Raw genomic sequence first — 23455 nt, 5'->3', positions numbered from 1 at the left:
TCATCCTTGTCTGAACGAAGTGAGTTCTGGATGATTTAGCTTTGAACGGCAAGAGGCAGCATAAGGAATGCAGTCTTGATTTTTTGCTTACTTTTTTATCAAGAAAAAAGTAAAAAACTACTTCGGCTCGTATCCTAAAATAGCAAGTATAAATCTTTCTCTCGGGTCAACACCAGACTAAACTTGTACCAGCATGAAATCGAAGCTTTTAAAACGGCCTAGCGTTCCGACTGCGTCGGCGAATGCTGGACAAAGCGTCAAAAATCATCCTTGTCTGAACCAAGTGAGTTCTGGATGATTTAGCTTTGAACGGCAAGAGGCAGCATAAGGAATGCAGTCTTGATTTTTTGCTTACTTTTTTATCAAGAAAAAAGTAAAAAACTACTTCGGCTCGTATCCTAAAAGAGCAAGTATAAATCTTTCTCTCGCGCCAGCATGAAGTCAACAACAGTCCAAATTTGAACCAGCATGAAATCGAAGCTTTTAAAACGGCCTCGCGTTCCGACTGGGTAAGAGAATGCCGGACAAAGCGTTAAAAATCATCCTTGTCTGAACCAAGTGAGTTCTGGATGATTTAGCTTTGTCCGGCATGAAGTAGCATAAGGAATGCAGCCTTGATTTTTTGCTTACTTTTTTATCAAGAAAAAAGTAAAAGCAAGCCCCTTAACTCAAACTAGCTAAGCTTTCTTCCAAGATCTTAATCTTGTCTTCGGCATCCGCTTTTTTGTTTTGCTCATTTTCTACCACTTCTGGCTTCGCATTCTGTACAAAACGTTCGTTTGATAATTTCTTGTCGACAGAAACCAAGAAGCCTTTTAGGTACTCAATCTCTTTCGTGATACGCTCGCGCTCGGCATCCACATCGATATTGTTTTCAAGCAACACAAAACATTCGTTTTTACCAGCAAGGAAAGACACCGCACCTTGAACTTTGTCTTGTACGAAGGTTAAGTCTGAGATATTCGCCAGCTTAACAATACTCTCCTGGTAGGTTGAAAAGTCGATGTTCGTCGCATTGATCGCCAACGGTAATTCTATTTTAGGGGAAATACCTTTGCTGTTACGGATACTGCGGACTTCAGAAATAATCTGCTGTACAATTTCAAAGTCTTTGACGATCTGTGTATCGAAGCTTTGTGCAGTAGGGTAGGATGCTACGATAATACAATCCTTCGCATCACGTGTACCAAAGATCTCATCGTGCCACAACTCTTCCGTTAGGAAAGGCATAAATGGATGTGCCAGCTTTAATACCTGCTGGAACAAGCGTTTTACCGTTTCTAAGGTTTCGCGTTCGATAGGTGCTTGATAAGCCGGTTTCACCAACTCCAAGTACCACGCACAGAAATCGTCCCAGATCAGTTTGTAGGTCGCCATCAAGGCATCCGACAAACGGTAGTTGGCAAAGTGCTCATCAATTTCAGCGATCGCTTGGTTAAAGCGGCTTTCAAACCATGTTGCTGCGGTTTTTTGCGCATCCGTAGCCGGTGAATCGATCGTTTCCCATCCTTTTACCAGGCGGAAAGCATTCCATATCTTATTCGCGAAGTTACGCCCTTGCTCACAGTAGGAAACATCAAACATCAAGTCATTTCCTGCCGGCGAAGAAAGTAACATGCCGACACGAACACCATCAGTTCCGTACTGCCCCATAAGCTCGATTGGATCCGGTGAGTTGCCTAAAGATTTAGACATCTTACGGCCCAATTTATCACGAACGATACCGGTAAGGTATACATTCTTGAATGGTGGCTTTTGTGTATAGTCATGCCCCATGATAATCATACGAGCCACCCAGAAGAATAAAATTTCAGGTGCCGTTACCAGATCATTCGTAGGGTAATAATATTGGAAGTCTGCATTATCAGGGTTTCGTACGCCATCGAAAACAGACATCGGCCACAGGCCAGAGGAGAACCATGTATCCAGTACATCGTCTTCCTGACGCAGGCCTTCACTTGTTTTACCTTGCTCCGCGAAAACCGCGATAGCATCTGCCTCTGTTTTGGCAATTACCCACTCGTTTTTTTCGTTGTACCAAGCCGGGATACGCTGTCCCCACCACAGCTGACGTGAAATACACCAGTCTTTAACATTCTCCATCCAGTGCTTATACGAAGCAAAGAATTTCTCGGGAATAAGCTTAATCGTGCCGTTCTCCACATACTCCAACGCTGGTTTTGCCAGCTCATCCATCTTCAACCACCACTGCATCGATAATTTCGGTTCGATGGCGGCATCGGTACGCTCGGAGAAGCCTACTTGCGATTTGTAATCCTCTATTTTTTCGATCTGACCAACTTCTTCCAACATTTTAGCTACCTTTTTACGGGCGATAAAACGGTCTTCGCCTACTAAGATCTGTGCGTTTTCATTTAACGTACCGTCGTCGTTCAACAAGTCGATAACCTCCAGGTTATGTTTCTGGCCGAGCTCGTAGTCATTTAAATCGTGCGCAGGTGTCACTTTTAAACAACCTGTACCGAATTCCATCTCTACATATTCGTCCTCGATTACCGGAATCTCGCGGTTAATCAAAGGCACAAGAACCTTCTTACCTTTTAGGTGGGTATAACGCTCATCGTTCGGGTTGATACAGATAGCGGTATCCGCCATAATGGTTTCCGGACGTGTGGTCGCAATAACGATATACTCATCGCTATCTTTGATTTTATAACGTACGTAGTACAATTTCTGGTTCACCTCGCGACGAATTACTTCCTCATCAGAAAGTGCCGTCTTTCCTTGCGGATCCCAGTTGACCATACGTACTCCACGGTAGATATATCCAGCATTGTAGAAACGGATGAAGGTATCCAAAACCGATTCCGATAAATCGGGATCCATCGTGAATTTAGTCCGTTCCCAGTCGCAAGAAGCACCGAGCTTTTCCAACTGTTTGAGGATGATACCACCATATTTCTCTTTCCATTCCCAGGCATGTTTCAAGAAATCCTCCCGAGAGAGCGATTTTTTATCAATTCCCTGTTCTTTAAGCATAGCGACGACTTTTGCTTCCGTAGCTATGGATGCGTGATCGGTACCCGGTACCCAGCATGCATTCTTTCCTAACATTCGCGCACGACGAATCAAGACATCTTGAATCGTGTTGTTCAACATGTGTCCCATATGCAGGACACCGGTGACGTTCGGCGGAGGCATAACGATGGTGTAAGGCTCGCGTTCATCAGGTGTCGAACGGAAAAAGCCGTTCTCCATCCAGTACGCATACCATTTCTCTTCTGCTTCTTTCGGATTGTAAGTTTTTGCTATACTCATTGTTAAAAATAATGGGAAATCAAGCTGCAAAAATACGCAATTGTATAGATTTTAAGGCATTTTGCTGACAATAAAATCGACTATTGTTACAATCGCAGCTGTAGTTCTTCTTTAATATTGTGTACTTTTGCCAATTATTTTAATGTTGTAAAAAGTATTTTAGTATAACCTATGAAAGCAAGGCCCGTATGGCGCTCTAATATATTCTTCTTTATTGCCCTTTTCTCGTATTGGCTACTCTTGTCGCTGATCGATAGGGCGGTGTTTTTCTCCAGTATTTTCCATAAGATCGATGAAGGAAGTGATGTGTTCTATGCCTTTTTATATGGCTTGAAGATGGACTTTTCGTTAGCCGCATACCTTATGGTCATACCCGTACTGTTTTTCTTGCTCCAGTTTGCGCTGTTGCGGTTTCCAATTTCGCGCTGGTGGTTGCGGTTATACTGTTTCTTTCCAACGGTGTTATTCGCCGCTATAACAGTGAGCAATCTTCCGCTCTATGAAGCTTGGGGCGAAAAGATAAGCCGGAGAGCAATTACCTTAGGCATGGATACGGTAGGCGGGGTTTCCAACTCCATAGACATCGGCATGTTGGCACAAGCGGCCTTTGTATTGGTGATCTATTTCACCTGTGCTCATTTCTTCTACCACCTGGTTGTTGTCAAGCGAGCTGTATTTCGTAAAGAGTCATATACTGCCGTTATTATTAGTTTCTTTATTGCAGCTTTCGTGGTATTCTCGTTTATGCGAGGTGGATATGGTCGCGCGACACTAAATGCCAGTTCGGTTTATTTCTCCGATAATAACGCGTCTAATCACGTTGCCGTGAATACGTACTGGGCTTTTTTGAAGGATATGACCAAGAGCTCCAAGAAGAATCCGTATCAGTTTATGGAGGATAAGGATGCGCAGGCATTGATCGCAAAAGATGTTTTGGCTACCCCATCGGATAGTATAACAGCCGTATTGCATACCGACCGACCGAATGTCGTGTTGGTTATTTTGGAAGGTATGGTGGCACAAGTGTTTGAGGATTTGGGGGGAGAAAAGGAGGTGACACCACATATGAAAAAACTAATGGACGAGGGGATCTCCTTTCGTCGGGCATATGCGGCAGCCGATCGTTCTGATAAAGGGATGATCGCCGTACTTAGCGGTTTTCCAGCGCAGGGACCTGAGAGCATCATAAAATATATCCCTAAGCACGAGAAATTGCCGGGAATAGGGCAGGTGTTCGATGCAAAGGGATATGCGACTTCCTTTTATCATGGAGGACAGAGTGAGTTTTATAATTTCAAATCTTACATGTTTACCCACGGTATTGATCGGGTGGTCGACAATAATGATTTTCCATTAGGGGTGCGCCGCAATTCTTGGGGGGTCTATGATAATGTCATTGCAGATCGCATGTTAAGTGATTTGTCTAAGTCCAAGAAACCCTTCTTCAGCGTGTTCTATACCCTGGTTAACCATGAACCGTTCCACCTTGATACGGAGTATAAGTTTGGCGATAAAACAAAAGCGGATGCTTACCGCAGTACGTCGTTTTACACAGATACCATGCTGTACAATTTTGTAGAAAAGGCGAAGAAGCAGTCGTGGTATGAGAACACGGTGTTTGTCGTTGTCTCGGATCACGGCCACATGTATCCAACGGAGAAATACGGCCTGGATCGCCCTGAACGTTTTCACTTACCATTGTTCTTCTTTGGTGGTGCCATTAAGCCGGAATACCGAGGGCTGAAGGTAGATGACGTGGTTAGCCAACTGGATGTGGCTGCGACATTGGTTGGATTTATTGGGGATCATTCCAATACGTTTAAATATTCGACCAACCTGTTTGACAGGACACGCAAGCACATTGCTTTTTATAATTCGAATAGCACATTTGGGGTTGTTACCAACGACTTGGCTGTTGGCTACGATCTGCAAGGACGTAAGATTGCCTACAGTCAACCGCCTGAACATTCGGCAAAACGAGATAGCATTATGCAAATTGGAAAGGCCTATTATCAAATGGTATTTAAAGATTTTCTCAGTTATTAAACATGAAGCAATTCAAGCTTACCGGATATTTTAATACATTTTTTGAACTTGCCCTACGTTTCTTAGGCCTGTTGATTCTCTATATGCTCTTGCGTATAGGTTTCTTCCTTTTCAATAAGGGGTTGTTTCCCACGGTAGGTGTGGAAGAGCTGCTGCCCATGTTGATAGGGGGCGTTCGTTTTGATATTGTGGCGCTACTTTACCTCAATATCCTGTATGTATTGCTCCTTTCAATTCCGGTTCCTTTTAAGTATAATAGAATTTATCAGCAGGTCGCTAAGTGGGTTTTCGTGGTGACCAATAGCGTTGGGATTGCATTGAACCTAGTCGACTATGCATATTACCCTTTTACGCTGAAACGAACAACGGGAACGGTGTTTGGTCAGTTTTCCAATGAGTCTAATCTGCTTAGTTTGTTTTTTGATTTCTTGATCGACTATTGGTATTTGTTGATCTTGTTTATCCTGTTAATAGGTCTCGTGGCGAAGCTGTATGATATGGTAAAAGCGATTCGACCGACCCATTTTGGATGGAAACACTATGTGGTACAGTTTGCATTACTTTTGGTGGTGGTGTTTTTCTTTATTGGTGGTGTTCGGGGTGGTTGGGCGCATAGTACACGACCGATTACGTTGAGCAATGCCGGTGACTATGTCAAAAATCCGGAAGAGATGAATATCGTGCTGAATACACCATTCAGTATGCTCAAAACATTGAAAGCGGTGCACCTCAAGGAGGTTGATTATTATAGCGATGCCGACCTGCAACGCATTTATCCCGTTATCCATCAACCACAAGATTCGGTTCCTTTCAAGAAAATGAATGTCGTTTTCTTAATTATGGAGAGCTTTGCCAAGGAATACGTGGGAAGTTTAAATAAGGATTTGGACGGAGGGAAATATAAAGGATATACACCGTTCTTGGATTCACTTATTGGTCAATCTTACACGTTTACCCAGACCTATGCCAACGGCCGTAAGTCTATTGATGCACTGCCTTCAGTAATTACGGGAGTGCCTTCGGTGGGTGAGCCTTTTGTGCTATCTATTTATTCCGGAAATAAAACGACCAGTATTGCCAAGCTTTTAGGAAATGAAGGTTATGAAACGGCTTTTTTCCACGGTGCTCCAAATGGAAGTATGGGATTCTCTGCTTATATGCAATTGGCGGGTGTTAAGCATTATTACGGGAAAGATGAATATAACAATGATGCCGACTTTGATGGTATCTGGGGCATATGGGACGAGCCGTTTATGCAGTTTATGGCCAGCAAGTTGAATACGATGCCGCAGCCTTTTTTTGCAGGTTTCTTTTCCTTGTCTTCGCATCATCCGTTTAAAGTGCCAGAAAAGTATACAGGTGTTTTTCCGAAAGGCCCATTACCGGTTCATGAACCTATTGGTTATTCAGATCATGCCTTGCGTGAGTTTTTTGCCACCGCTTCTAAAATGCCTTGGTATGATAATACACTCTTTGTGCTGTGTGCCGATCATTCGACAACAAGTTTCTTTCCGGAGTATAGTACATCTGCAAATGCTTTCGCCATTCCAATTGTCTTTTATGCCCCAGGAAAAAACCTGAAAGGTAAGGACGATAAGTTGGTACAGCAGATGGATATTATGCCTACTGTCTTGAATTATTTAGGCTACGACAAACCCTATTTCTCTTTTGGCTTCGATGCCTTTTCACCGCGAAAAGACAATTTTGTCGTGAATAATATTGGGGATGCCTTTAACTTTTATCAAGGCGATTACTACATGGTGCATGACGGTGTAAAACCGCTCTCTCTGTATAACTTACGTGAGGACAGGTTACAGAAAAAAGACCTGTTAAAGTCCGATAAAGCTATCGCAGATAGCCTGGATGGAAAATTAAAAGCATTCATCCAGCAGTATAATTACCGGATGATCCATAATAAATTGGTGGCGGAGTAGTTTTTTACTTTTTTCTTGATAAAAAAGTAATCAAAAAATCAAGACTACATTCCTTATGCTACCTCTTGCCGTTCAAAGCTAAATCATCCGCAACTCACTTCGTTCAAACAAGGATGATTTTTAACGCTTTGTCCAGCATTCGCCGACGCAGTCGGAACGCTAGGCCGTTTTAAAAGCTTCGATTTCATACTGGTACAAGTTTAGTCTGGTGTTCATCGTTTTAAAAGCTTTTACCTTACTACTTCTGCCTATCTTTAACCGGCTTATGTCGCCTGAGGAATATTTGCAGTCTGTACAAAATTGCCTTCTGCACAGCCCATCCCATGCAAAAATTCCTAGCGACAAGGTTTTGCTTCCTTTTGGCTTCAAAAGGAAGACGCCCTGCCGGCATGGAGGCATAAATACTTGCCTTCTGCACAGCCCATTCCCTGCAAATATTCGTAGCGACGAATTTTATCAACAAGTTGATGAGCTCACTGCGTTCGGTTTTGCGTCTTTTTTAAGGAAAAAAAGAAGAGCCTCTCCGGCTTGAGGAGTAGTAAGATGCCCTGCCGGCATAGAGGCACAACCACCTACCTCCAGAACGTCTTACCAAATCGATACCGCAAGGTAAAAGCCTGTTGGTTGCTGGTACCATCCGGGGTGAGATGAGCCGATAAGACCAGTTTAGCTTCCAGATTTCCCTTTCTAAAAGGCGTCCAAGCCAAGTCAATGCGATCATACCGTTTGCGGTGATAGAAGGAGTCGCCCAGCGGCAGGTTTTGGGCTTCCCCGAGGTATAGGGTATTGGCCAGTGAAAACCGTTTATAGCCAAGGTATATATTCGATAAGAAGCCCGTGGCATATTGCATGCCATACGTGGCGCGTACACGGTCAAACCCAAAGGCAAAGCCCGCATCCACTGTGAGTGAATCCAAGAAAGTCTTTCCACTCCAATCGGCTCCCAATCGCAGCAACACCAACCCATTGTCCTGGATATGTTGATCGACAGTATCGTTACTAGTTAGTGCATTATGGTAAAGCAATACATCATTGGCGAAAAAGAATCGTCCTCGTTTGTACATGCCTGAAGTTCCGACCACAAAGCGTTCCCGTTGGTTTTTACTCTGTTCACTCAACCAGTCGATATAAAAACTTTGCTTAAAGTCCCCCTTTTGGTAAGCGAGGTACATCCCTTCAATGTTCGGGCGGTCATACATAAAAGTATCAGCGAGGGCCATCCTAGGTACATCTTTTAATCGCTCATAGCGCGGCAGATGGCCGATTGCGAAGTCGAAATTTTTGTTCCGATAATTATAGTAAACAATAGGCTTTACCCAATCTTTATTTTCACGGTGCTTACCAAAGTCTTGATTGTAATGTATACCTCCAACAATACGGTGGTTGCTATCAATGGCAAAAAAGAACTTGGGAGAAACCATGGTTCCCAGGATGGTTTTATCTGTTGTGTAGGGCGCTTTATATTCCCGATTATCGATATAACCAAAAAAGTCGATCTCCATGCCAGCTTGCTGCGCGGTAACAGTGAACCCACTTAGAATAAGAAGTATAGTACTTAGTAGACGGTAAAAAAAAAGGTTTATTCGCATATGCCAAGGTTAACTTTTACGTATAACAAAAATAGCAACCTAATCGAGAAATAAGCCTATTGTAGAGTATTATTTACATTCTGATTATATGTGATATTGGTTACATTCATGAAGTATATTGTTTTTTTTCAAACAATAGCTTTGCAGGAAGGTTTTATTATTGGTAAACAATTGGAATGAACACCTTACAATAAAAAAAACTATTATGACATCGACAATCGACAAGTTTAAAAGCACCTTGAAACATTGGTATGTACCTTTGATTATTGGTATTCTACTCATCCTTTTAGGGATTATTTCTATTATGACTCCTTTAGCAACTTATGTAGCCATTAGTATGTTTATTAGTGTTGCTTTCCTTTTTACTGGAATTTTGCAGATTGTTTTTGCGGTGAGCAATCGGAATGATATTGATGGTTGGGGCTGGCAGTTGGCGGCAGGTATTATTTACACCCTGTTAGGCTTATACATTGTCATCAATCCAGCGATAACGATGGTAACCTTACCGTTTGTGATTGCTTTCTTTACGTTTATTCAAGCTATTTTCGGGATCGCCACCGCGATTGAATTTCAGCAGATAAAACTGAAAGGGTGGGGCTGGATGCTTTTCTGGGCCATCCTGGGTTTGATTTTTTCGTTGATTCTAATTTTTAATCCAGTATTCTCCAGTTTGTATATTGTCTTTATGCTGAGTGCAGCGCTTATTTTTTCCGGTGTTACGAGTATCAGTATGGCCTTTCATCTGAAAAAAGTACGCACGAAAGTACGCGACTTTATGTCTTAGAGAAGAAAGTGTATAACATAAAAAAGGAGCTCTCAAGAGCTCCTTTTTTATGTTATACCAAGGTATGGATTATACTTCTAGTAATAATCTTGCTGGATCTTCTAGCAATTGTTTCACACGTACAAGGAAGCTTACCGACTCGCGACCATCGATGATACGGTGGTCATAGGATAAAGCAATGTACATCATCGGACGGATAACAACTTGACCGTTTTCAGCAATCGGACGTTGCACGATGTTGTGCATACCTAAGATTGCCGATTGAGGAGCGTTGATGATCGGTGTCGACATCATCGAACCAAATACACCACCATTCGTGATTGTGAATGTACCACCAGTCATTTCGTCGATCGTTAATTTATTGTCACGTGCTTTAGTAGCCAATACAATAATTTCTTTTTCGATCTGCTGCAGGCTCATCGACTCTGCGTTACGGATAACCGGAACAACAAGACCTTTAGGCGCTGAAACAGCGATAGAGATATCACAGAAATCAGAGTAAACAAGTTCATTTTCTTCAATGCGAGCATTCACCGCAGGCCATTCTTTCAAAGCTGTTGTAACGGCTTTTGTGAAGAATGACATAAAGCCTAGGCCTACACCATGCTTCTCTTTGAACATATCTTTGTACTTCGCACGAAGATCCATGATCGGTTGCATGTTAACTTCATTGAAAGTCGTCAACATGGCCGTTTCATTTTTCACGCTCACCAAACGCTTAGCGATTGTTTTACGAAGAGAGGTCATTTTCTCACGACGCTCGTTGCGCGCACCTGGAGCAGCTACCACAGCAGCAGGAGCTGGTGCTGGCGCCGCAGGTTTTGCCGCTGGAGCAGCAGAAACTTGTGCTTTCTCAGCATCTTCTTTCGTGATACGACCATCTTTACCTGTACCTTTAATGGTAGAAGGGTCGATACCTTTCTCTCTCAATATTTTTGCAGCAGCTGGTGATGCCGTACCCGCAGCATATGAGTCTGGGTTTTCAGCATCATCTGAAGTAGCAGCAGGAGCAGCTGTCGTAGCAGCCGCTACAGGAGCGTCCGCTTTCTTGTCTGCACTACCTGCAGCAGCACCACCTTCTTCGATCGTACAAACAACAGCGCCAATCTCCAAGGTATCGCCTTCCTGTGCAATAATTCTTAGGATACCTGCTTTCTCAGCAGGTAGTTCAAATGTAGCTTTATCAGATTCCAATTCGGCGATGTTCTCGTCCATCTCAACGTAGTCGCCATCTTGTTTTAACCATTGTGCTAAGGTAACCTCTGTAATCGATTCACCTACCGCTGGTACTTTAATTTCTAAGCTCATATCTTGTCTTTCTTTATATCATGAACGCTTTGTCGTTCGGATATGTTTTTATAATTCAAATTTGCGTAACTCTTATCCGTCTTTACGAGGCCTCTTAGAGTGAAAACGCTTTGTTTATGATTTCTGTTTGTTGTGCAACATGCTGTTTCATGTATCCTGTTGCTGGAGATCCACTTTCTGGACGCGCGATAACCTGTAGGTCAAGGCTTGATCCACGGAACTTACGGCAATAGTACGGCCATGCACCCATGTTTTCGTTCTCTTCTTGTACCCATACAAATTCTGCTTTCGCATATTTCTTCTGTAAGGCTTCGATTTGATCGTATGCAACAGGGAATAATTGTTCAACACGTACCAAGGCTACATCTTTACGGTTTTCTGCTTCTTGTTTCTCCAACAGTTCGTAGTAAATTTTACCGGAACAAAGAACCACACGTTTCACAGATTTCGCTGTTACGTTTTCGTCATCGATGATCTCTTGGAAGTTTTTGTTCGTAAAATCTGTTAACGATGATACAGCTTTCGGGTGACGAAGTAAGCTTTTTGGTGTAGCAACGATCAACGGTTTACGGAAATCGCGGTGCAACTGGCGACGTAACAAGTGGAAGTAGTTACCTGGCGTAGTACAGTTCGCGATAATCATATTGTTGTTCGCCGACAGCTCTAAGTAGCGCTCAATGCGGCACGAAGAGTGTTCCGGACCTTGACCTTCCATACCATGTGGTAACAACATCACTAAGCCGTTGGAACGTTTCCATTTTGTTTCGCCCGAAGAGATATATTGGTCAAAGACAATCTGCGCACCATTGGCAAAGTCACCAAATTGAGCTTCCCATATGGTCAAGGAGTTCGGGTTTACTGAAGCGTAACCATATTCGAACGCTAAAACAGCATACTCCGATAAAAGAGAGTTGTAGATATTGAATTTTTCTCCACCTTTTAGTTTAGCTAGTGGCGTATATGTTTCATCTGAATCTTCTAACGTTGCCACAGCATGGCGGTGTGAGAATGTACCACGCTGTACATCTTGACCCGAAATACGCACGCGGTAATCTTCGTTCAATAATGTTGCGTAAGCCATAAGCTCACCCATTGCCCAGTCGTATTTGTCGCTATCAATCATTTTCAGACGATCTTCAAATACTTTGGTGATCTTACGGAAGAATTTCTTATCCGCAGGAAGGGTATTCATGTTCTTAGCGAGTTCCAAAAATACCTTATCGGATACTTTGGTATCTACCGCTGTGTTGATATCGGTTGATTTTGCTGGGCGCAAGCCTTTCCAGGCACCGGCAAACATCGGACGCTCATCGCTGATCTGCTCTACCGTCTTCGCTTCATCTAAACGTTCCTGAAGAAGGCCACGGAAGCTTTTCTCTTCTGTTTTCGCATAATCGGCATCGATCGATCCCTGTTTAATTAACTTATCTACATAAATAGCTAAGGTATTTGGATGTTTCTCGATCAACTTATATAAAGAAGGCTGCGTGAACTTAGGCTCATCCGCCTCATTATGTCCGTATCTTCTATAGCACAATAGGTCGATAAATACGTCTGTTTTATATTTTTGACGGTATTCAACCGCCATATTGATCGCATATACCAAAGCCTCTACATCATCTCCATTCACATGGAAAACAGGTGATAATGTTACTTTAGCGATATCGGTACAGTATGTTGATGAACGCGCATCTTTATAGTTGGTTGTAAAACCAACTTGGTTGTTAATGACAATATGGATTGTTCCACCAGTTTTGTAGCCATCCAATTTAGACATTTGGATCGTTTCGTATACAATACCTTGTGCTGCAACGGCGGCATCCCCATGAATTAAGATCGGTGCAATCTTCGAAGCATCGCCATCATATTTCATGTCAATTTTCGAGCGTACCATACCCTCAGCTACACCATCTACAGTCTCCAAGTGAGATGGGTTTGGTGCTAAACTCAAGTGAATATTTTTACCATCCTGGCTGGTGATATCCGAAGAGAATCCCAAGTGGTATTTTACGTCACCACCGAAAGGAACTTCCGGATCAGCCTCATACATTTTACCTTCAAATTCAGAGAAGATGGTTTTGTATGGTTTGCCCATTACATTAGAAAGGACATTCAAACGACCACGGTGTGCCATCCCGATCACAAATTCCTCGATACCCAAAGAAGAACCCTTTTGGATAACAGAGTCTAGTGCCGGAATTAAGGACTCCGCCCCCTCTAAAGAGAAACGCTTTTGCCCTAAGAATTTCGTTCCTAAGAAGCTCTCGAAAATAACAGCTTCGTTTAATTTTTTAAGAATACGTTTTTTCGTGTCTATGGTGAAAGAAGGGGCATTGCGCTCCGCTTCCATTTTTCCTTGTAAGAATTTGATTTTCTCTGGGTTCCGGATGTAGCGGAACTCGGCGCCAATAGAACGGCAGTAGGTATCTTCAATGAGTTGACGGATATCTTTCAACTTCGCTGGCCCTAGGCCAACTTCAACACCTGCATTGAATACGGTGTCCATATCCGCTTCCGAAAGGCCGAAAGTATCCAGCTCTTTGCCTGGAAAGTACTTGCGACGCTCGCGTACCGGATTTGTTTCGGTAAACAAGTGACCACGATCACGGTAGCCGTTGATCATGTTCAACACATTAATCTCTTTGATAACTTGCTCAGGCGATTCTACAGCGACACCTCCGCCGCTTGCCTGACCAAAATCGAAACCTTCAAAAAACTTCTGCCAACTTACATCTACTGAGCTCGGGTCTTCCTTATAAGCTTGATAAAGCGAGTCTACATAACCCGAATCAGCGTTGCTCAAATATGTTAATCTGTCCATAGAGGAAATCTTACGTATAAAAATTTGCTCAAAGTTAGCAATTATTAAAGATTTTACCACCCTCTGGACGAACAAAAAGGCACTAAGAAGTGATATTTTTTGCCTTTTTTACTTTATGTGACAAAAGTTTGAATAATGTATTATTTAAGTGTGCCAAATATTTTAGAGCGGCTTATTTCTCAAGCACTTTGGCGCGGTAGTTTTTTTTAATCAATTCATTCCAACCCAGCTGTAAGTTGTCTTTTGAGCTGGTGCCAAAAGCAGCATAATGCAACCAATAACCATAGTTGGTTGCAGGGGCATAATCGATGAAGGCTTCTTCAAAGAAGGAGGCGCCGGCGAGGTGGTTGATATGAAGCTCCTGGAGGAAGTAAGCCGCCAATATTTCGCGGTATTCGTAAGGAAGATTACCACTTTTTTTGAGCGTTTCCAATAATTCGCTTATCACCTCGTCCTTCGGGTTGGAAGTAAGAAGCTCCTTTAGTGCCGCGCTAGATTTTTCGATGGTTTCACCTTCGGCATAGTCTTTAAAAAAAACATTGGGGTGTTTCTTTAGCATAAAGCGGAAATAGTCCCGCCACAGAAGACGAAGGATGAGTTTGTCGTATCGTTTTTTCTTATGTAATTCTTGTGCTTTCTTTATCTCGTGGTAATAATAAGCAGGGGAGATTGCTCCGTGCGCAATGTAAGGCGATATCAGGTTGTAATCATCGATGTCATCGTACGTCTCAGTCAGCGTGCGTGCCAAGTGCGCTCGTCCATGATGCTCACCACCAGGCAACACCTGTGTCCATTCGTTGTTATCCGGTGTAGTGGTAGTCTCCTCAAATCCTAAGTCAGCCAAAGTAGGAACAGCGGTTTCCTCGAGGTGGGGGTGCGTCATAATATGTTCAACGGATGGAATCACCGGGCGAACGAAGCTTTCTTTTTCGACTTTTTTCTTAAACTGATTAAAGTTGTCAGGAATATCTTTAATGGGAAAGGGAAGATCCTCTTTATGGTATAAGGTGTGTCCGATAAAATGTTTCAGATTGATCTGTGCTTTCCACAATGCGGCCTCTACTTGTTCAGACACTTCCGTCTCGCGGTTAGAAACCTCCCGGTGGTGGTAAACTTCGGTGATATCATATTTGGCACATAGCGTCTCAATCAATATTTCCGGTTTACCCTGGAAAACCAACAGATCGGCACCGAGTTCTTGCAGGGATTGCTTCAGATGGGATACCGATTCAATCAGGAATTTAGCACGAAGGATGCCGGTATTTAGAAAGTCAAATTTGTTTTTTCCAAAATAACGGGGATCAAAGAAGTAAACAGGAATAACAATGTCGCCTTTATCTACCGCTTCAAATAATATCTCATTATCGTGAATGCGTAGATCATTCCTAAACCATACTAAAATCACTTTTTTCGTCATAAAAATATGCTTCCCTCAGATGTCAATAATTATACTGTTCGTTCGGACTATTCTTTTTTTGTGTAGTCACAAGGTAGCCACAAAATATAGCTACGCTGAACCCTTCAGGGTTTGTGGCTCTACAAGGTTGCTGCCTAGTTGTTGCGAGCCTGCTTACCATAGGTAGCTTTCTGCTTTATAGTCCTTGCTGGCGCGAGCTTGTAGCTCGTGTCCCAACATACTATTCTTCATATTCAAACAAACCTCCAAATAGAACACAAGAATAAACGTAGCTACAAATAAAGCCAATGGCAAATATAGCCAAAAAGGCTGCTTATTTGGATTGATTATAAAGAAAAGCGGTCTTTTGACACGAGAAAGACAATAGGTACGTGTTACGTACGCAGGATTTTCTCCATTGCTTTTCCCTTAGCTAGTTCGTCGATAAGCTTATCGAGGTAACGAACTTTTTGTACAAGATCATCTTCGATATCTTCGACACGGTACCCGCAGATAACCCCCGTAATTTTGTTGGTGTTCGGATGGATTTGCGGAGCCTCCTTAAAAAAGGTTTCAAAAGTTGCCTTCTGATCGATCTGGTGCTGAAGTCCGACCTGGTCATAACCGGTTAACCAACAAATGATGGTATCGACCTCTGTTTTAGAACGTCCTTTCTTTTCCGCTTTCTGGATGTATAAAGGATAGACGCTTGAAAAAAGCATATGATATATTCGTGCTGTATTCATCTGGGGTGTTTTTATGTCCGTTTATGGTTGTAAAGATAGGTAATCTTCTTGTCCGTAGTTATTTGTTCGTCGATTGTAGAATCATAAACTCCGAAGAGATCTGTCTACCTAAATCTTGCGTCTAGATAATCGTTTTTGATTTCTTTTAATAATGGTCAGTATTGTTTGTATTAAAGCATTTCTATCAAAAGCAGTGTTTTGTAAGTGGTTTTGATATGCCGATAACAGGTGGACGGTTCAAACTACACACTATAATCTACACACTACGAACTACACACCATCAACTACGAACTACACACCACAAACTACGAACTAAACAATGTCTTATTGTAAGTGGATTCGGGCTTATTGTGGCGGATAATTTATGTCGTTCTATCGATTTTTGTGTTGGTAAATTTTAACAAGGGAATAAATAAGGCTACTTCATCGTTCATGGAGTAGCCTTTTCCTATTTATATGCCTCTGTATTAACTAGATGGTTGTGTTTTCTACCTGTCTGTATCAGTTTTGCATTTTGTTGCTTGCTTTTTTGTTATCACTTTCCATTTTTTAACGTATTATTTCTGTAGGCGAAAATAGTGACTTTGTCTGCTATATAATGTGATATATATCACTAAACGGTATATTATTTTAAAATTGTGTAACAAATAGAAATAATATTCTTTTTTGTGGTTTAATAAAGATATATTGTGCCGATTCTTGAATTAATCTGTACCTGGTTAATTTTTTGTGGGACTAGAGTTTGTTTATTTATTGAATAAAAATATATTCTTTAGTTTTTATGATTTCTTAAATGTTAAAATATGTAAAAAAAATATCTTAAAAGTAAAACCTTTGTGGTAAACTGCTGTTTAATCCTTAGTTACATCGAAATCTCTGCAAAGAGTGGGTGTAACCTGCTAACAAATGAATGTGAAATTACGCTTGTTTACAGATTTACGAATTTTTTAAGTGTCAGTCGAGATATTTTGTCCTCGACGGCACATATATGAACACATAACTTAATCGATTATGTTAAAACAATTAGCCTTAAGTTGCTTGTTTGTGCTACTTATGTGTACCTTTTCTTATGCACAGATTAAAGTAGATGACGGCACCGTCTCTGGTAGTACGGTTACGCCAAACCCGAACGCAGTATTGGATCTGAGTAGTATCCAACGAGGGGTCTTATTCCCTCGACTATCATTAGAAAGTACGACCAGTCCAGCACCGCTCACCAAACATGAAGCGGGTATGATGGTGTACAACCTCTCGAAGAAAAACGATGTGGTTCCCGGTATTTATTATAATGACGGAACCAAGTGGGTCATGACCGGTGGGGGTAAAGGATCGGGTATTACCTATGATCCAACGACCAACGTGATCACTTTTTTGGATGAGAACGGGAATCCAGTTACAATCGATTTACAAGAGATTATCAAGAAAAGTCAAACCATTACTACCCTTACAAAAGAAGTGAATGGAACATATACTTATGTTTCGGAGGATAATACGATTACCGTTATTGATGTACCGGGTGATGTGATTAATAATTTCGAAGAGATTATTAAAAACCAAACGGTGCTCAATGAATTAACGCAGATTATCAATGAAGTAGGGGGGAATATCACATACGATGGGAGTAGCTTTACATGGATCGATGAGAATGGGGATGTACAAAACTTGAATCTGGAACAAATTATCAAAGGGTTTGAGACGATAACAACCTTGGATGAAAACGGTAATGCGAAGTACACTTATACCAGTGAAAGTGGGAAGGTTACGGTCATCGATGTGCCGGCTGATGTGATTAATAATTTTGAAGAGATTTTTAATAACCCGACAATTCTCAATGAATTGACGGAGATCATTAATAAGTTGGGGGGGAATGTTTCATTTGATGGAACAGATTTCACCTGGATGGATAAAAATGGGAACCAACATACGGTTGATTTAGAACAACTGGTTAAGGATAATCAGGTTGTTACCACCTTGGTGAACAATGGTGACGGTACGTACACGTATACGAGTGAGGATGGTACACAGACGACGATTGATGTTCCAGCGGATGTGGTGAACAACTTTGAAGAGATCATCAAGAACGGCGACGTTCAGAACATCCTGAACGAGTATATCACGAACGTGGAAGGCAATGTCAGCTTCGACGGATCGAACTTTACCTATGTTGACGGTAGCGATACGGTTGTTATCGACCTGAACGACCTTGTTAAGTTGAACGAGACAGTTACGACCTTGGTGAACAATGGTGACGGTACATACACCTACACCAGTGAGGATGGTACACAAACGACGATCGATGTTCCAGCGGATGTGATCCAGAATTTTGAGGAGATCATCAAGAACGGCGACGTTCAGAACATCCTGAACGAGTATATCACGAACGTGGAAGGCAATGTCAGCTTCGACGGATCGAACTTTACCTATGTTGACGGTAGCGATACGGTTGTTATCGACCTGAACGACCTTGTTAAGTTGAACGAGACAGTTACCACGTTAGTGAACAATGGCGACGGTACGTATACCTACACCAGTGAGGATGGTACACAGACGACGATCGATGTTCCAGCGGATGTGATCCAGAATTTTGAGGAGATCATCAAGAACGGCGACGTTCAGAACATCCTGAACGAGTATATCACGAACGTGGAAGGTAATGTCAGCTTCGACGGATCGAACTTTACCTATGTTGACGGTAGCGATACGGTTGTTATCGACCTGAACGACCTTGTTAAGTTGAACGAGACAGTTACCACGTTAGTGAACAATGGCGACGGTACGTACACCTACACCAGTGAGGATGGTACACAGACGACGATCGATGTTCCAGCGGATGTGATCCAGAATTTTGAGGAGATCATCAAGAACGGCGACGTTCAGAACATCCTGAACGAGTATATCACGAACGTGGAAGGCAATGTCAGCTTCGACGGATCGAACTTTACCTATGTTGACGGTAGCGATACGGTTGTTATCGACCTGAACGACCTTGTTAAGTTGAACGAGACAGTTACGACCTTGGTGAACAATGGCGACGGTACGTACACCTACACCAGTGAGGATGGTACACAGACGACGATCGATGTTCCAGCGGATGTGATCCAGAATTTTGAGGAGATCATCAAGAACGGTGACGTTCAGAACATCCTGAACGAGTATATCACGAACGTGGAAGGTAATGTCAGCTTCGACGGATCGAACTTTACCTATGTTGACGGTAGCGATACGGTTGTTATCGACCTGAACGACCTTGTTAAGTTGAACGAGACAGTTACCACGTTAGTGAGCAATGGCGACGGTACGTATACCTACACCAGTGAGGATGGTACACAGACGACGATCGATGTTCCAGCGGATGTGATCCAGAATTTTGAGGAGATCATCAAGAACGGTGACGTTCAGAATATCCTGAACGAGTATATCACGAACGTGGAAGGCAATGTCAGCTTCGACGGATCGAACTTTACCTATGTTGACGGTAGCGATACGGTTGTTATCGACCTGAACGACCTTGTTAAGTTGAACGAGACAGTTACGACCTTGGTGAACAATGGCGACGGTACGTACACCTACACCAGTGAGGATGGTACACAGACGACGATCGATGTTCCAGCGGATGTGATCCAGAATTTTGAGGAGATCATCAAGAACGGTGACGTTCAGAATATCCTGAACGAATATATCACGAACGTGGAAGGTAATGTCAGCTTCGACGGATCGAACTTTACCTATGTTGACGGTAGCGATACGGTTGTTATCGACCTGAACGACTTGGTTAAATTGAACGAGACGGTTACGACCTTGGTGAACAATGGTGACGGTACGTATACCTACACCAGTGAGGATGGTACACAGACGACGATCGATGTTCCAGCGGATGTGATCCAGAACTTTGAAGAGATCATCAAGAACGGTGACGTTCAGAATATCCTGAACGAATATATCACGAACGTGGAAGGCAATGTCAGCTTCGACGGATCGAACTTTACATATGTTGACGGTAGCGATACGGTTGTTATCGACCTGAACGACTTGGTTAAGTTGAACGAGACAGTTACGACCTTGGTGAACAATGGTGACGGTACATACACCTACACCAGTGAGGATGGTACACAGACGACGATCGATGTTCCGGCAGATGTGGTGAACAACTTTGAGGAGATCATCAAGAACGGCGACGTTCAGAATATCCTGAACGAATATATCACGAACGTGGAAGGCAATGTCAGCTTCGACGGATCGAACTTTACATATGTTGACGGTAGCGATACGGTTGTTATCGACCTGAACGACTTGGTTAAGTTGAACGAGACAGTTACCACGTTAGTGAGCAATGGCGACGGTACGTATACCTACACCAGTGAGGATGGTACACAGACGACGATCGATGTTCCGGCAGATGTGGTGAACAACTTTGAGGAGATCATCAAGAACGGTGACGTTCAGAATATCCTGAACGAATATATCACGAACGTGGAAGGTAATGTCAGCTTCGACGGATCGAACTTTACATATGTTGACGGTAGCGATACGGTTGTTATCGACCTGAACGACTTGGTTAAGTTGAACGAGACGGTTACGACCTTGGTGAACAATGGTGACGGTACATACACGTATACGAGTGAGGATGGTACACAGACGACGATCGATGTTCCAGCGGATGTGATCCAGAATTTTGAGGAGATCGTTAACAATCCAGCTGTTACAAACATTCTCAATGAATTTATCACGAACGTGGAAGGCAATGTCAGCTTCGACGGATCGAACTTTACATATATCGACGGTAGCGATACGGTTGTTATCGACCTGAACGACTTGGTTAAGTTGAACGAGACAGTTACGACCTTGGTGAACAATGGTGACGGTACATACACCTACACCAGTGAGGATGGTACACAGACGACGATCGATGTTCCGGCAGATGTGGTGAACAACTTTGAGGAGATCATCAAGAACGGCGACGTTCAGAATATCCTGAACGAATATATCACGAACGTGGAAGGCAATGTCAGCTTCGACGGATCGAACTTTACATATATCGACGGTAGCGATACGGTTGTTATCGACCTGAACGACTTGGTTAAGTTGAACGAGACAGTTACCACGTTAGTGAGCAATGGCGACGGTACGTATACCTACACCAGTGAGGATGGTACACAGACGACGATCGATGTTCCGGCAGATGTGGTGAACAACTTTGAGGAGATCATCAAGAACGGTGACGTTCAGAATATCCTGAACGAATATATCACGAACGTGGAAGGTAATGTCAGCTTCGACGGATCGAACTTTACATATGTTGACGGTAGCGATACGGTTGTTATCGACCTGAACGACTTGGTTAAGTTGAACGAGACGGTTACGACCTTGGTGAACAATGGTGACGGTACATACACGTATACGAGTGAGGATGGTACACAGACGACGATCGATGTTCCAGCGGATGTGATCCAGAATTTTGAGGAGATCGTTAACAATCCAGCTGTTACAAACATTCTCAATGAATTTATCACGAACGTGGAAGGCAATGTCAGCTTCGACGGATCGAACTTTACATATATCGACGGTAGCGATACGGTTGTTATCGACCTGAACGACTTGGTTAAGTTGAACGAGACGGTTACGACCTTGGTAAACAATGGCGACGGTACGTACACCTACACCAGTGAGGATGGTACACAGACCACGATCGATGTTCCAGCAGATGTGGTGAACAACTTTGAAGAGATCATCAAGAACGGTGACGTTCAGAATATCCTGAACGAGTACATCACGAACGTGGAAGGCAATGTAAGCTTCGACGGATCGAACTTTACATATGTTGACGGTAGTGATACGGTTGTTATCGACCTGAACGACTTGGTTAAATTGAACGAGACGGTTACGACCTTGGTGAACAATGGTGACGGTACATACACGTATACGAGTGAGGATGGTACACAGACGACGATCGATGTTCCAGCGGATGTGATCCAGAATTTTGAGGAGATCATCAAGAACGGTGACGTTCAGAATATCCTGAACGAATATATCACGAACGTGGAAGGTAATGTCAGCTTCGACGGATCGAACTTTACATATATCGACGGTAGCGATACGGTTGTTATCGACCTGAACGACTTGGTTAAGTTGAACGAGACAGTTACCACGTTAGTGAACAATGGCGACGGTACGTATACCTACACCAGTGAGGATGGTACACAGACCACGATCGATGTTCCAGCGGATGTGATCCAGAATTTTGAGGAGATCATCAAGAACGGCGACGTTCAGAATATCCTGAATGAGTACATCACGAATGTGGAAGGCAATGTCAGCTTCGACGGATCGAACTTTACGTATGTTGACGGTAGCGATACGGTTGTTATCGACCTGAACGACTTGGTTAAGTTGAATGAGACGGTTACCACGTTAGTGAACAATGGCGATGGTACGTACACGTATACGAGTGAGGATGGTACACAGACGACGATCGATGTTCCAGCAGATGTGATCCAGAATTTTGAGGAGATCGTTAACAATCCAGCTGTTACAAACATTCTAAATGAATTTATCACGAACGTGGAAGGCAATGTCAGCTTCGATGGTTCGAAATTTACATACGTAGACGGTAGTAATGTTGTCGATGTCGATATTTCTACGATTGTCAAAGACAACGAAACATTGACTACGTTAATCATGCGTGAAGAAGAAATTGATGACCCAGAGGTACCAGGGCAAAAGTTGAAAGAGTATTTCCTGCAATATAAGGATGAGCACGGTGAGCTACATGATCTTGAAATCTCTACGATTGTTAAAGCTGGAGAAACATTAACGACTCTTTCATACGATGGAGCACTGCATCAGCTTGTGTACACCGACGAGCAAGGGAATGCAACGCCATTTGATCTAGTCGATCTCGTTGGAGATGCACAGACATTAACAACACTGCGGATTGACATTGATAACAAGCGCCTAGTATACATGGATGAAAATGAGCAAGTACACAACATTAATCTTGGGCCAATTGTACAGGAACCATGGTTCTCGGTAGCGACCAAAACAGGTGCAACATCAAATACTGACGATGTGTACATTCAAGGATGGGTTGGTATAGGAACCGATGAAAAAACTTCAGCAATCAATGAAAAATTACGTGTAAACGGTTCAATCACCACGATTAACAGTTACTACGCCGATTACGTATTTGAAGATTATTTTGAAGGAGAATCCGCTATCAAGTTAGACTACAAGTTCAAGACACTGGATGAGGTGGAAAGCTTTGTGAAAACACACCGGCATTTACCAGGCATTACACCGATCGATCAATTGGAGAAAACGGCGGAAGGCTATTCATTCAATGTGTCGGAACTCTCTATTCAGCTGCTGGAAAAAACAGAAGAGCTATACCTGCATGTTATTGAACAAAATAATAAAATCAAAGAACAGAAAGGCTTTATGCAGATCCAAAGTACAGAGATCCAGAATTTGAAAAAAGAGAGCGAAAGCTTAAAAGAGCGTTTGGAGAAACTGGAACGCATGTTACTGGAGAAGAAATAACTGTTTACGGTAGCAC

The 23455-nt window shown here is 42.8% G+C and carries 10 protein-coding genes; 4 read left to right on the top strand and 6 right to left on the bottom strand.

The annotated features are described in order from the left end of the window. Positions 1 to 663: 663 nt before the first annotated feature. Positions 664 to 3279 (bottom strand): valine--tRNA ligase, encoded by a 2616-nt coding sequence (locus tag E2P86_RS13265; protein WP_134433489.1) that lies wholly within the window; start codon positions 3277 to 3279, stop codon positions 664 to 666. 171 nt (positions 3280 to 3450) lie between these two features. On the opposite strand from E2P86_RS13265, the gene E2P86_RS13260 reads away from it, so the two are divergent. Then, a complete protein-coding gene (locus tag E2P86_RS13260; protein ID WP_085471191.1) occupies positions 3451 to 5325 on the top strand; it encodes an LTA synthase family protein in 1875 nt (624 codons plus the stop codon). Between the two features lie 2 nt (positions 5326 to 5327). Next, on the top strand, positions 5328 to 7259 hold the full coding sequence (locus tag E2P86_RS13255; protein WP_134433488.1) for an LTA synthase family protein: 1932 nt from the start codon (positions 5328 to 5330) through the stop codon (positions 7257 to 7259). A gap of 572 nt (positions 7260 to 7831) precedes the next feature. Here E2P86_RS13255 and E2P86_RS13250 read toward each other — a convergent pair. Continuing rightward, the gene (locus E2P86_RS13250) at positions 7832 to 8848 is read right to left on the bottom strand and encodes a hypothetical protein (protein WP_134433487.1); all 1017 of its coding nucleotides are present in this window, start codon (positions 8846 to 8848) and stop codon (positions 7832 to 7834) included. A gap of 205 nt (positions 8849 to 9053) precedes the next feature. Between E2P86_RS13250 and E2P86_RS13245 the strand changes: the two genes are divergently transcribed. Continuing rightward, positions 9054 to 9632: an HdeD family acid-resistance protein gene (locus tag E2P86_RS13245; protein ID WP_134433486.1), complete on the top strand. Its 579-nt coding sequence runs from the start codon at positions 9054 to 9056 to the stop codon at positions 9630 to 9632. Positions 9633 to 9701: 69 nt separating this feature from the next. Here the strand turns inward: E2P86_RS13245 and odhB are convergent, their stop codons facing one another. The 4 genes from odhB to E2P86_RS13225 form a co-directional block, all read right to left on the bottom strand. After that, entirely contained in the window at positions 9702 to 10940 is a 1239-nt protein-coding gene (gene odhB / locus E2P86_RS13240; RefSeq protein WP_134433485.1) for a 2-oxoglutarate dehydrogenase complex dihydrolipoyllysine-residue succinyltransferase, read from the bottom strand. A 94-nt stretch (positions 10941 to 11034) separates the two neighbouring features. Continuing rightward, on the bottom strand, positions 11035 to 13761 hold the full coding sequence (locus E2P86_RS13235) for a 2-oxoglutarate dehydrogenase E1 component (protein ID WP_134433484.1): 2727 nt from the start codon (positions 13759 to 13761) through the stop codon (positions 11035 to 11037). Positions 13762 to 13933: 172 nt separating this feature from the next. Next, positions 13934 to 15178, bottom strand: a complete 1245-nt coding sequence (locus E2P86_RS13230) for a deoxyribodipyrimidine photo-lyase (RefSeq protein ID WP_134433483.1) — start codon at positions 15176 to 15178, stop codon at positions 13934 to 13936. 374 nt (positions 15179 to 15552) lie between these two features. Continuing rightward, a complete protein-coding gene (locus E2P86_RS13225; RefSeq protein ID WP_085471199.1) occupies positions 15553 to 15903 on the bottom strand; it encodes a DUF2200 domain-containing protein in 351 nt (116 codons plus the stop codon). Between the two features lie 1011 nt (positions 15904 to 16914). Here E2P86_RS13225 and E2P86_RS13220 point away from each other — a divergent pair. Further along, entirely contained in the window at positions 16915 to 23439 is a 6525-nt protein-coding gene (locus E2P86_RS13220; RefSeq protein WP_134433482.1) for a beta strand repeat-containing protein, read from the top strand. Positions 23440 to 23455 lie beyond the last annotated feature (16 nt).

Source organism: Sphingobacterium psychroaquaticum (assembly GCF_004421025.1).
GTDB classification, from domain to species: domain Bacteria; phylum Bacteroidota; class Bacteroidia; order Sphingobacteriales; family Sphingobacteriaceae; genus Sphingobacterium; species Sphingobacterium psychroaquaticum.
This window is presented reverse-complemented; position numbering and strand designations above follow the sequence as displayed.

Coding starts and splice junctions, on each gene's coding strand:
- E2P86_RS13265 (WP_134433489.1), bottom strand. CDS start 3,279: ATGAGTATAGCAAAAACTTACAATCCGAAAGAAGCAGAAGAGAAATGG.
- E2P86_RS13260 (WP_085471191.1), top strand. CDS start 3,451: ATGAAAGCAAGGCCCGTATGGCGCTCTAATATATTCTTCTTTATTGCC.
- E2P86_RS13255 (WP_134433488.1), top strand. CDS start 5,328: ATGAAGCAATTCAAGCTTACCGGATATTTTAATACATTTTTTGAACTT.
- E2P86_RS13250 (WP_134433487.1), bottom strand. CDS start 8,848: ATGCGAATAAACCTTTTTTTTTACCGTCTACTAAGTACTATACTTCTT.
- E2P86_RS13245 (WP_134433486.1), top strand. CDS start 9,054: ATGACATCGACAATCGACAAGTTTAAAAGCACCTTGAAACATTGGTAT.
- odhB (WP_134433485.1), bottom strand. CDS start 10,940: ATGAGCTTAGAAATTAAAGTACCAGCGGTAGGTGAATCGATTACAGAG.
- E2P86_RS13235 (WP_134433484.1), bottom strand. CDS start 13,761: ATGGACAGATTAACATATTTGAGCAACGCTGATTCGGGTTATGTAGAC.
- E2P86_RS13230 (WP_134433483.1), bottom strand. CDS start 15,178: ATGACGAAAAAAGTGATTTTAGTATGGTTTAGGAATGATCTACGCATT.
- E2P86_RS13225 (WP_085471199.1), bottom strand. CDS start 15,903: ATGAATACAGCACGAATATATCATATGCTTTTTTCAAGCGTCTATCCT.
- E2P86_RS13220 (WP_134433482.1), top strand. CDS start 16,915: ATGTTAAAACAATTAGCCTTAAGTTGCTTGTTTGTGCTACTTATGTGT.